This is a genomic window from uncultured Planktosalinus sp., from assembly GCF_963973675.1.
GTDB lineage: Bacteria > Bacteroidota > Bacteroidia > Flavobacteriales > Flavobacteriaceae > Planktosalinus.
On record NZ_CAXBAN010000034.1, the window covers coordinates 1 to 11,343 of the forward strand.

The 11,343-nt window shown below is 35.4% G+C and carries 9 protein-coding genes and 1 pseudogene; 8 read left to right on the forward strand and 2 right to left on the reverse strand.

From position 1 onward, the window contains the following. From AACY61_RS02420 to AACY61_RS02445, 6 genes and pseudogenes are all read left to right on the forward strand, one after another. A pseudogene (locus AACY61_RS02420) lies at positions 1-153 on the forward strand (phosphoheptose isomerase); the annotation flags it as partial. Positions 154-175: 22 nt separating this feature from the next. Next, positions 176-967, forward strand: a complete 792-nt coding sequence (locus AACY61_RS02425; RefSeq protein ID WP_339609829.1) for a (Fe-S)-binding protein — start codon at positions 176-178, stop codon at positions 965-967. A 17-nt stretch (positions 968-984) separates the two neighbouring features. Beyond that, positions 985-1,467 (forward strand): ABC transporter ATPase, encoded by a 483-nt coding sequence (locus tag AACY61_RS02430; RefSeq protein ID WP_339609831.1) that lies wholly within the window; start codon positions 985-987, stop codon positions 1,465-1,467. A 123-nt stretch (positions 1,468-1,590) separates the two neighbouring features. Beyond that, a complete protein-coding gene (locus AACY61_RS02435) occupies positions 1,591-4,509 on the forward strand; it encodes a glycoside hydrolase family 3 N-terminal domain-containing protein (protein ID WP_339609833.1) in 2,919 nt (972 codons plus the stop codon). A gap of 29 nt (positions 4,510-4,538) precedes the next feature. Continuing rightward, positions 4,539-5,684, forward strand: coding sequence for an N-acetyl-alpha-D-glucosaminyl L-malate synthase BshA (gene bshA, locus AACY61_RS02440; RefSeq protein ID WP_339609835.1), 1,146 nt, complete (start codon positions 4,539-4,541; stop codon positions 5,682-5,684). After that, positions 5,681-6,124 (forward strand): protease complex subunit PrcB family protein, encoded by a 444-nt coding sequence (locus AACY61_RS02445; RefSeq protein WP_339609837.1) that lies wholly within the window; start codon positions 5,681-5,683, stop codon positions 6,122-6,124. The genes bshA and AACY61_RS02445 overlap by 4 nt, the downstream gene beginning before the upstream one ends. 62 nt (positions 6,125-6,186) lie before the next feature. Here AACY61_RS02445 and AACY61_RS02450 read toward each other — a convergent pair whose 3' ends face one another. Continuing rightward, the gene (locus AACY61_RS02450) at positions 6,187-6,675 is read right to left on the reverse strand and encodes a hypothetical protein (protein ID WP_339609838.1); all 489 of its coding nucleotides are present in this window, start codon (positions 6,673-6,675) and stop codon (positions 6,187-6,189) included. A gap of 139 nt (positions 6,676-6,814) precedes the next feature. Here AACY61_RS02450 and AACY61_RS02455 point away from each other — a divergent pair, with 139 nt between their 5' ends. Then, positions 6,815-9,736, forward strand: coding sequence for an FAD-linked oxidase C-terminal domain-containing protein (locus AACY61_RS02455; protein WP_339609840.1), 2,922 nt, complete (start codon positions 6,815-6,817; stop codon positions 9,734-9,736). Here the strand turns inward: AACY61_RS02455 and AACY61_RS02460 are convergent. Next, the gene (locus tag AACY61_RS02460) at positions 9,731-10,576 is read right to left on the reverse strand and encodes a UDP-2,3-diacylglucosamine diphosphatase (RefSeq protein ID WP_339609844.1); all 846 of its coding nucleotides are present in this window, start codon (positions 10,574-10,576) and stop codon (positions 9,731-9,733) included. The two genes, AACY61_RS02455 and AACY61_RS02460, sit on opposite strands and share 6 nt — an antisense overlap. A 181-nt stretch (positions 10,577-10,757) precedes the next feature. On the opposite strand from AACY61_RS02460, the gene aroC reads away from it, so the two are divergent. Further along, a partial coding sequence (gene aroC / locus AACY61_RS02465; RefSeq protein WP_339609842.1) for a chorismate synthase occupies positions 10,758-11,343 on the forward strand: 586 nt, incomplete at its 3' end.

Here is an 11,343-nt window from a genome sequence, read left to right on the forward strand (position 1 = left end):
CACGGCTTTAAATATCACAGTTTATTAATGGGAAAACCAAGGGGAGGAAATTATCATTGGATTGACAATCATTTAGTCAAAGCAACCCGTTATAAAGGAAAATTTACAGATTTAGTTGATAAAGAAGTGACTATTCAAGTATTCAAAGATTAATGAGTCACAAAAAATATAATTTATGAGTGAAGCAATAAAAGTTCCCACAATGGCTGAATATATGGCGCAAGGGAAGCAGCCTGAAGTGTTGTTTTGGGTTGGGTGTGCCGGAAGTTTTGATGACAGAGCAAAAAAAATCACCAAAGCCTTTGTACGTATTCTCAATAAAACAAACGTTGACTTTGCGGTTTTAGGTACAGAAGAAAGCTGTACAGGAGACCCTGCAAAAAGAGCCGGCAATGAATTTCTTTTTCAAATGCAAGCCATGACCAATATTGAAGTCTTGAATGGTTATGAAGTGAAAAAAATTGTTACAGCCTGTCCTCATTGTTTCAATACAATCAAGAATGAATACCCTGAATTGGGTGGTAATTTTAAAGTAATGCACCATACCCAGTTTTTAAAAAACCTTATGGAAGAAGGACGACTAAAGGTTGAAGGCGGTAAATTTAAAGGAAAACGCATCACTTTTCATGATCCCTGTTATTTGGGCAGAGCCAACGGAGAGTATGAGGCACCACGTGAGTTACTCGAAAAACTGGAGGTTGAACTCGTTGAGATGAAGCGATGTAAAACTAGAGGTCTTTGTTGTGGAGCAGGTGGAGCACAAATGTTTAAAGAACCAGAAAAAGGAGATAAAGACATAAACATTGAACGCACAGAAGAAGCCCTTGAAACACAATCCGGAATTATTGCTGCAGGTTGCCCGTTTTGTAATACAATGTTAACAGACGGTGTCAAAAGTAAAAATAAAGAAGATGATATTGAAGTCTTGGATGTAGCAGAAATGATTGCAACAGCAGAAGACCTATAAATCAAAGAATACAAACTATGTTAGTAGATTTTAATTCACTGCCTGAAGATTCAAGAATTTGGATTTATCAATCAAATAGAAAATTTAGTGATGATGAAATCTCTGAATTAAATAAACGTTTATCTGAATTTCTTATTCAATGGACAGCCCACGGAACCTCCCTTGAAGCTGGTTTCGAATTAAAACACAACCGGTTTATTGTGATTGGTTTAAACCAGGAAAGCGCATCGGCATCTGGTTGCTCAATAGATGCGTCAGTACATTTTATACAACAATTAGAAAAACAATTTCAGGTTGATTTGCTTGATAAAATGAATGTCACTTTTTACACCGGCGAATTCATTACTCATAAAACACTTCAGGATTTTAAACAAATGGCAAAATCAAAAGCAATTTCAAAAAAAACGATAGTGTTTAATAACCTAATTAATACTAAATCCGAATATCTCGAAAATTGGGAAGTACCAGCTGAAGAAAGTTGGCACACACGATTTTTTTAATAAAAAAGAAGCTACTTCACACAAAAAATAAGATTTCCTTAAGAATTAAAAACCCCTTAATTTTAGTACTTTTGTTAGCACATCCTTTTTGTTTACAAAATCTCACTATCGGATACTATCTATATGAATCGAATCTTCATTGTTTTATTAATTTCCTTATCAAGTACCCTTGTTTATAGTCAGCAAATAAATCCATTGCAGGTTTTAACCGACCTTGAAAACCAACAAAAATGGGTAGATAGTACTTACAGTTCACTAACACTGGAAGAAAAAGTGGGTCAGTTGTTTATGGTTGATTTGTTTTCGTCTGAATCAAAAGCAAAAGTTGATTCAATAAAAAAACTTGTTACAGAATATCATATAGGAGGTATTATATTTTCAAAGGGCGGCCCTGGACGTCAAGCAAGAATAACAAATGACTTTCAAAGTGTCACCAAAGTACCCCTTTTGATTGCAATGGATGCGGAATGGGGGTTGGCAATGCGCCTTGACTCAACTTTTGCATTTCCTTGGAATATGACTCTTGGAGCCATAGAAGACCCACAATTAATTTTTAAAGTTGGAAAACAAATAGGAGAACACAATAAACGCCTGGGAGTTCACATTAATTTTGCGCCGGTTGTTGATATAAATACCAACCCCAATAACCCAATCATTGGGAATCGCTCATTTGGAGAAGACAGAGATAATGTCACATTAAAGTCAGCAGCATTTATGCAAGGAATGCAAAGTGCCGGGGTATTGGCCAATGCTAAACATTTTCCCGGTCACGGAGATACCGACAGCGACTCTCATAAAACACTTCCTTCCATTTCTTTTTCAAAACAACGTATTGATAGTATTGAACTCTACCCATATAAAGAGCTTTTTAAAAGAGGACTCGCCAGTGTTATGGTTGCTCATCTAAATGTTCCTAGTCTTGAGCCTCGTCAAAACTTTCCTTCATCATTATCAAAACCCATTGTTACTGATTTATTGCAGCGAGACCTTGGTTTTCAGGGCTTGATATTTACTGACGCTCTTAATATGAAAGGAGTTAGTAATTTCACCAGTCCTGGAAAGGTGGACCTTGAGGCATTCAAAGCTGGAAATGATGTACTATTAATTTCTGAAAATGTTCCAAAAGCGATTGATTTTATAATAGAAAATTACAATAAAGGAACTATAACTGAAGAACGACTGGAACATTCAGTTAAAAAAATTCTAATGGCCAAATACAAGGTTGGATTACATAATTACAAGCCTGTAGAAACCACGTTTCTTGTTGAAGAGCTTAATTCAGCTAAGGATTATCAACTTTATGAGGAACTGATTGAAAATGCAATTACCGTTGTTAAAAACAGTAAAAAAACACTTCCCCTGAAAGATATTGAAAATAAAAAGTTTGCTTATATCAATTTTGGGGATGCAGATGGTGAAGCATATTTAAAACAACTTCAAAAATATACAAAGGTAGATTGGGTAAAAGCTCTAACACTTGACAGTTTGATTCAAAAACTTGAGAAATATGAAATGGTATTTATTGGCTATCATAAATCAAATGAAACCCCCTGGGAGAGTTTTAAAATGACACAAAAAGAGTTGGTTTGGATTTATGAAATTGCCCGAACAAACAAAGTGATTTTAAACATTTTTACCAGACCCTATGCTTTGTTAGACCTTAAAACTACTGCGAATTTTGAAGGAATTGTTGTGTCCTATCAAAATAGTCAAACAACACAAGAGGTAAGTGCTCAAATTGTGTTTGGTGCCAGAGCGGCAAAAGGAAAATTACCGGTAACTGCAGGAGAAGCATTTCCGGTTAATTCACAAGTCAAAACAAGCTTTTTGGGAAGATTAAGTTACGGAACTCCTGAGAGTGTTGGTATGAACTCAGAAAAACTTAAAAAAGTAGACGAACTGGCGCAGAGAGTTGTAACCGAAAAAATGGCTCCCGGAGCTCAGGTTTTAGTGGCAAGACATGGCAAAGTGATTTTTGAAAAAAATTATGGTTTTCACACCTATGACAATAAAATTAAGGTTGAAAGCAATCATTTGTATGACGTGGCCTCACTAACTAAAATTCTTGCTTCGGTTCCTGTTTTAATTAAGTTGGCTGACCGGCAAGTCATTGATCTCGAAACCACACTGGGAGATTTACTGCCGGAATACAAATTTTCCAATAAATCCTATATAGCTTTAAAAGAGCTCTTATCTCACTATGCCGGGCTGAAATCCTGGATACCCTTTTACAAAAGTACACTAGACCCTGAAACAAAAAAACCATCCAATAAATATTACAGATCACGCCCGGAGCCAGGGTTTTCTTCAGCGGTAACCGAAAGACTGTACGCCCGTGATGATTTGAAAGACAGCATTCAGAAAATAATATTGCAAAGTGAGATTTCAAGCCCTGTAAAATATTTATACAGCGATTTGCCGTATTACATACTTAAAAAATTTATTGAAAATCATTATCAAATGCCGCTGGAACTAATTGTTCAAGAAGAATTTTACAACTCTTTAGGTGCTATTTATACAGGCTTTTTGCCTTTAAGAAATTTCACATTAGATGAAATAACACCCACAGAAATCGATTCTGATTTCAGAATGCAGAAAGTTCATGGGTATGTCCACGACCAAGGTGCTGCAATGATGGGAGGTGTTAGCGGACATGCCGGGATTTTTTCAAATGCAAACGATATTGCCAAAATCATGCAATTGTATATTCAACGAGGTTTTTATGGTGGTAAAAGATATTTTTCTCCAGAATCTCTTGACTTATTCAACACCTGCTATTTTTGTGAAAAAGACGTGAGAAGGGGTGTTGGCTTTGATAAACCCCAGTTAGGTGATGTAGGTCCAACTTGTGGATGTGTTTCAATGACCAGTTTTGGTCATTCAGGTTTTACAGGAACCTATGCCTGGGCAGATCCAGAAACTGAAATTGTCTATGTATTTTTGTCAAACAGAACTTTTCCTGATGTAACTAATCGCAGTTTGATTAGGAGCAATATAAGGACAGATATTCAACAGGCCATTAATGATGCAATAGACTACTAACTGCTTAATAGAATTTAAATAAAATTAAAATGAAAATAGCCATCGTTTGTTATCCCACCTTTGGTGGAAGTGGAGTAGTAGCCACAGAACTTGGAACTGAATTGGCACAACGTGGTCACGAAATTCATTTTATCACTTACAAACAACCGGTAAGACTCGAGTTGTTGGCAAATCATATCCATTTTCACGAAGTTCACGTTCCTGAATATCCCTTATTTAAATATCAGCCCTATGAACTTGCTTTATCAAGTAAACTCGTTGATGTTGTGAAACTGCACAAGATTGAAGTTTTGCATGTCCATTATGCCATTCCCCACGCCTATGCAGGATATATGGCTAAAAAAATGCTGGAAGAAGAAGGAATTTCACTTCCCATGGTTACTACTTTGCACGGAACTGATATTACGTTGGTTGGAAATCATCCATTTTATAAACCCGCTGTTACTTTTAGTATTAATAAAAGTGATGTAGTAACATCAGTTTCTGAAAGCTTGAAAGAAGATACGTTAAGACTTTTTGATATAAAAACACCCATCGAAGTTGTTCCTAATTTCATAAACCTGGAAAAGCATCTTCAATCAGAATACAGTGAATGTCAGCGTGAAATAATGGCAAGCGAAGATGAGTTTATCATAACACATGTAAGTAATTTTCGTAAAGTAAAACGTATAGATGATGTGGTGAAAGTTTTTTATGAAATTCAAAAAAAATTACCTGCAAAATTGGTCATGGTGGGAGAGGGCCCAGAAAAGGAAGTGGCTGAAGAAACCTGCCATCAATTATCTATAGAAGAAAAAGTTATCTTTTTAGGAAATAGTGATGAAGTACATAAAATTTTATGTTTTACTGATGTATTTTTACTACCTTCAGAAAAGGAAAGTTTTGGATTGGCAGCCCTTGAAGCAATGGCTTGTGGAGTACCCGTAATTTCAACCAACACAGGAGGTTTGCCTGAAGTCAACAAACAAGGAGTTAGTGGTTATTTAAGTGACGTAGGTAATGTAGAAGAAATGACTCAAAACGCATTAAAGATACTTTCAAATAAAACAACTTTAGATGCTTTTAAGCAACAAGCCAGAAAAACAGCTGCTCAATTTGACATTCATAAAATTGTACCTGTTTATGAAATGTTGTATATTCAATCAATTAACAATTTAAACACAATAAAAAAATGAAATACGCAACAATTTTAATAGTAGCATTATTCTTGTCAAATTGTGATGGAACCAAAAAAACACAGGAACGTGACCCGGATGCCTCTTTTAATATTATCCATCAAGCTGCATATGGCGGAAAAGATTCAGAGTCTTTTGATATAATAAAATCAAAACAAGCGCTCTTTGAGCAAATAAAATTGGTTGGGTTGGAGTCTCAATTTGCCCAGAAATTGAACGATATTGATTTCAATGTAAAAACAGTATTGGTTTTACACGCAGGTTCATATAACACTGGAGGCTACTCTATTGGGGTCAGTAATGTAGAAGTGAATGGCACTACATCATATGTAACCGTTGAAGAAACAAGTCCTGAACCGGGGGAACCAGTTACAATGGCACTTACCAATCCATATTGTATCGCAGTTATTGATTCTAATGAAACCATTGTTTTTAAATAAAGCTAAAAATAAACAAACCCCGAAAATAAATCCGGAGTTTGTTAATTAACTTTTGTTTGGGTTTAAAATTGATACCTAACGCCTAGTCCTACATCAAAACCTAAATCCTCCCTGTACCTGCCAAAGCCAGCTTCAGGTCTGAAATCAAGAGAAAGCAATAAAGGAAAGTCGAAATTATATTCAATACCAATATCACCGGCTACAAATGCAAAACCATAGGAGTCACGTCTGTCAGGAAAATAGCGTTCATCATAACTCACGCTACCGGCACCACCACCTACACCGGCATACCAGTTAAACCCTCCTTTGATATTCCAAACCCACTGGTAAAGCCCCGTAAGTTTAAAAGCATCAAAATCCCTATTAGATCTCCAACTCAAACCAAATTCAAGCCTGTTGTTATCTCCAATAGCTCTTTGATAATTAACTTCTGTACCAAAACCGTCGTTATCACCAATTCTTAAACCAATTGCGTTTTCAGAAATTGATTGAGCGTGTGTACACATTAAAAATCCAGTAAAAAATAATACTGTAGAAAAAATAGTTTTCATAATTTGATAAAGTTTGTTGTTAATTCGTGTCTAATTTAACTTAATTATGAGTCATATGTTTTGTGATTACTGCCAATCTTTAGTTAATAAATATTAAAAATTGTTAAGACCAAAATTCATTTAATTGTACCTTTAACCTATGCGTATTAGTAATGATAAGATATTTAGTCAGTTGTCTGAAAAACTGGATGGAGAGTTGCTTTTTGACAACCTCAGTAAACAGTTATATGCAACTGATGCTTCTGTTTATCGAATGCTGCCTAAAGCGGTCGCATTTCCAAAAAACTCAGCAGATATTCAAAAAATAATCCGGTTTGCATCTCTACATAAAATTGGACTAACCCCACGTGCAGCAGGAACCTCACTTGCCGGGCAATGTGTAAATGATGGGATGATAGTTGATGTGTCAAAACATTTTAATACTATTCTTGAAATTGATGAAAAAAATAAAACAGTTGTTGTAGAGCCGGGAGTTATTCGTGATGACTTAAACAGAGTCTTAAAGCCATATGGTTTGTTTTTTGCCCCTAATACCTCCACTTCAAACAGATGTATGATAGGAGGGATGGTGGGTAATAATTCCAGTGGAACAACTTCAATCAAATATGGAGTCACACGTGATAAAGTAGTAGAAATGGAAGTAGTGCTTCCCAATGGAGAAATTGCTGCTTTTGGAAATGAAACTCCTGAAGAGTTTTTCGTGAAAGCAAACAATAAAACAACAGAAGGAAAATTATATAGCAAAATTTATGATTTATTAATGAATGAGGAAATTCAAAGCAACATACATAAACAGTTTCCAAAACCTGAAATTCACCGCCGCAATACGGGTTATGCCATTGATGAACTAATTAAAAGTGAAGTGTTCAAAGAAACCGGAAATTCATTTAACCTCTGCAAGTTATTCTGTGGTAGTGAAGGTACTCTGGCTTTTACAACAAAGATAAAATTACAACTGGATAGTCTGCCACCAACAGAAACAATTGTGGTTGCCGCTCATTTTAAGTCGGTTGAAAAATGTTTACAGGCAGTTAAACCGGTGATGCAGCACGACTTGTACGCTTGTGAAATGATGGATAAGCTTATTTTAGATTGTACAAAGAAAAATTTGCTTTACAATTCGTATCGCTTTTTTATTGATGGAGACCCTGAAGCTATTTTATTAATGGAATTGCGCGCTCATACAAAAAGTGATTTAATACTAAAATCAAACAAGCTTTGTAATGAGCTAGAAAAAACTGGCTTGGCGTATGCATGGCCTCTTTTGAAGGACGACGATATTGATAAAGCGCTCGAACTCCGTAAAGCAGGATTAGGCTTGCTGGGCAATATGATTGGAGATAAAAAGGCTGTAGCATGCATTGAAGATACAGCAGTAGCAATAGATGACCTTTCAAGTTACATTACAGAGTTCACAGCTTTGATGAAAGCATACAATCAAAAAGCAGTGTATTATGCCCATGCTGGGGCAGGGGAACTTCACTTAAGACCTATTCTCAATTTAAAAAAAACTGAAGATGTTGTACTTTTTGAAAAAATTACTACTTCAATTGCTCAACTAGTTAAAAAATATAAGGGCTCCATGAGTGGGGAACACGGCGACGGTATTGTTCGCTCCTCATTTATTGAGTTTATGATTGGTTCCGGGAACTATGAAGTTTTAAAAAGCATCAAAACGCTCTTTGATCCTGAGGGTATTATGAATCCCGGAAAAATAATTAATGCTTATTCAATTACAGAAAACCTTCGGTATTTCCCTAACCGTAAAGAACCTGAAATTGATACACTACTAGATTTTTCAGATTCTCAGGGTATATTGAGAGCTACAGAAAAATGCAATGGGAGTGGCGATTGCAGAAAACCTGAAGCATCTGGAGGGGTTATGTGTCCAAGTTTCAGGGTTACCCAAAACGAACAAGACAGTACCCGTGGCCGAGCTAATGTGTTGCGTGAGGTGTTGACTAATAGCTCCAAAATTAATAAATTCAATCACGAAGAAATTCAAAATGCACTTGAGCTATGTATAAGTTGCAAAGGATGTAAAAATGAATGTCCCTCAAATGTTGATATGGCGACTTACAAAGCTGAATTTGAATACCAGTTTCAAAAACAAAACAAGCCTAGCCTTAGAACCAAGTTATTTGCACACTTTGATTATTATCAAAATAAAGTATTAAAAATAATGCCATTGGCAAACTATATTCTTAGTAATTCATTGACCTCATACATCATAAAAAAAGGAGTGGGAATTGCTCCAAAAAGGAGTCTACCCTTAATTTCAAGTATACATTTATATGAAGAATTTCAAATACTTAAAAAACAGTATCCTGATAACTCAAAAATAATATATTTTTTTGCAGACGAATTCACTGTTACAAATGACGGTTCTCTTGGTTTAGATGCACTTCAATTGTTATTTAAATTGGGTTATGACGTAAAATGGATTCACCATAAACCAAGTGGACGTGCTTTGATTTCCAAAGGGTTTTTGGAAGAAGCCAAACAATATGCCAACGAAAATATTACTATTTTTAAAAACATCATCACTAAAGAGCATCCCTTAATAGGCATAGAACCTTCTGCCATTCTAACCTTTAGGGATGAATATCTGCGTTTGGCCGATGATAAAAACTCAGCTCAATTGCTTGCTGATAGTTCATTTACTATTGATGAGTTCCTGGCATCAGAAATTAAAAAAGGGGTAATTACCAAAGAATTATTTACATCTGAAACTAAAACTATAAAACTTCATTTGCATTGCCATCAAAAGGCATTGTCGTCTGTAAAATTCACATTTGACCTATTGAACCTGCCCCAAAATTTTAAGATAACTATTATTCACTCAGGTTGCTGTGGCATGGCGGGTTCTTTTGGCTATGAAAAAGAGCATTATGACCTCAGTATGAAAATGGGTGAACTCAGCTTGTTTCCAGCAGTACGCAAAGCCGATGTTAATACAATATTTGCGGCCACAGGGACAAGTTGTCGCCATCAAATAAAAGATGGTACTGGAAAACAAGCTTTTCATCCTGTAAGTATTTTAAATGATGCTTTATTATAGTTCTTTATGAATATTCATAGCAGACAGTAAATGAGGAAGACCTATAGAGTTTTCAGGTTCATCAGAGATATAGTCTTTAGGAGGGCTTTTATAACCTCTTGGATTGTAACTGTATAATTCCCACTTTTCATTTTGGTATTCAAGTGCTGTAAGGTTTTCAACCCAGTCACCACTGTTTAAATATATACAAGAACCTTTGTGATTGGTTTTTTTCTCAATTTGCGGCTGATGAATGTGACCGCAAACTACGTAATCAAATTCGTTTTCAATAGCCAGATCTGAAGCTGTTTTTTCAAAATCACTGATAAATTTTACTGCCTGTTTTACACTTGCCTTAATTTTCTTGGAAAGAGAATACTTTTCTTTCCCCATTTTAAGTAAAAACCAATTCACAAGTTGATTGACAAGAATCAATAAGTCATAACCCCATCCGCCCAGTTTGGCAATCCATTTAGCATGCTGTATAGAGGCGTCAAATACATCACCATGAAAAAACCAGGCTTTTTTACCATCTATATTTAATACAAGTTTATCAAGCACGTGTATATTACCCATTTTGGTTTCACTGAATTTTCTTAGTTTTTCATCGTGATTTCCCGTGATATAATATACTTTGGTGCCTTTGGTAGCCAGAGAAATTATTTTCTTAATAATCAGTAAATGTGCTTTGGGAAAATAACTTTTTCTAAATTGCCATATGTCTACAATATCTCCATTTAGTATCAATATTTTTGGGCGGATACTATTTAAATAATGTAATAATTCTTTGGCCTGACATCCATAAGTGCCCAGATGGACATCAGAAATAACAACAATATCAAGTTTTCTTTTCAAGGTGATTTGGTTTTTACAAATTTCATTTAAAGACTTCTTATTACCTATTATTCCTCTTTATGAGATACTTAAAATAATGTTATGTTTAGATTAATACACTGTATACTACTTTAGGTTATGATTAATTAAAGTAATATTTTTAAATCTCTATTTTAAAAATTACATTTGTTAACCATCAAACTATTCTATGGCCGGTAATTCTTTTGGAACACTTTTTAAATTAACCACTTATGGCGAATCTCATGGAGAAGCCATAGGAGGTATTATCGAAGGCTGTCCCGCCGGATTGAAACTAGATGTTGAAGCCATTCAGAAAGAAATGCATCGCCGCAAACCCGGTCAATCAAAAATTGTAACCCAACGCAAAGAAGAAGATGTAGTTTTGTTTCTTAGCGGAATATTTGAAGGCATTACCACGGGTACACCCATTGGATTTCAGATAAAAAATACCAATCAAATATCGAAAGATTACTCCCACAACAAATCTGTTTATCGACCATCCCATGCCGATTTTACTTATGATAAGAAATATGGCTTAAGAGATTACAGAGGAGGAGGCCGGTCCTCAGCCCGTGAAACAGCCAATTGGGTGGTTGGAGGTGCTATAGCCAAACAGCTTATAAAAAATATTCAGATAAATGCATTTGTATCTTCAGTGGGTTCAATCTTTATCGATAAACCGTATCAGGAACTCGACCTTTCAAAAACGGAAAATAACCCTGTTCGTTGTCCTGATGAAGCTTCTGCAAAAAAAATGGAAACCTTTATAAATC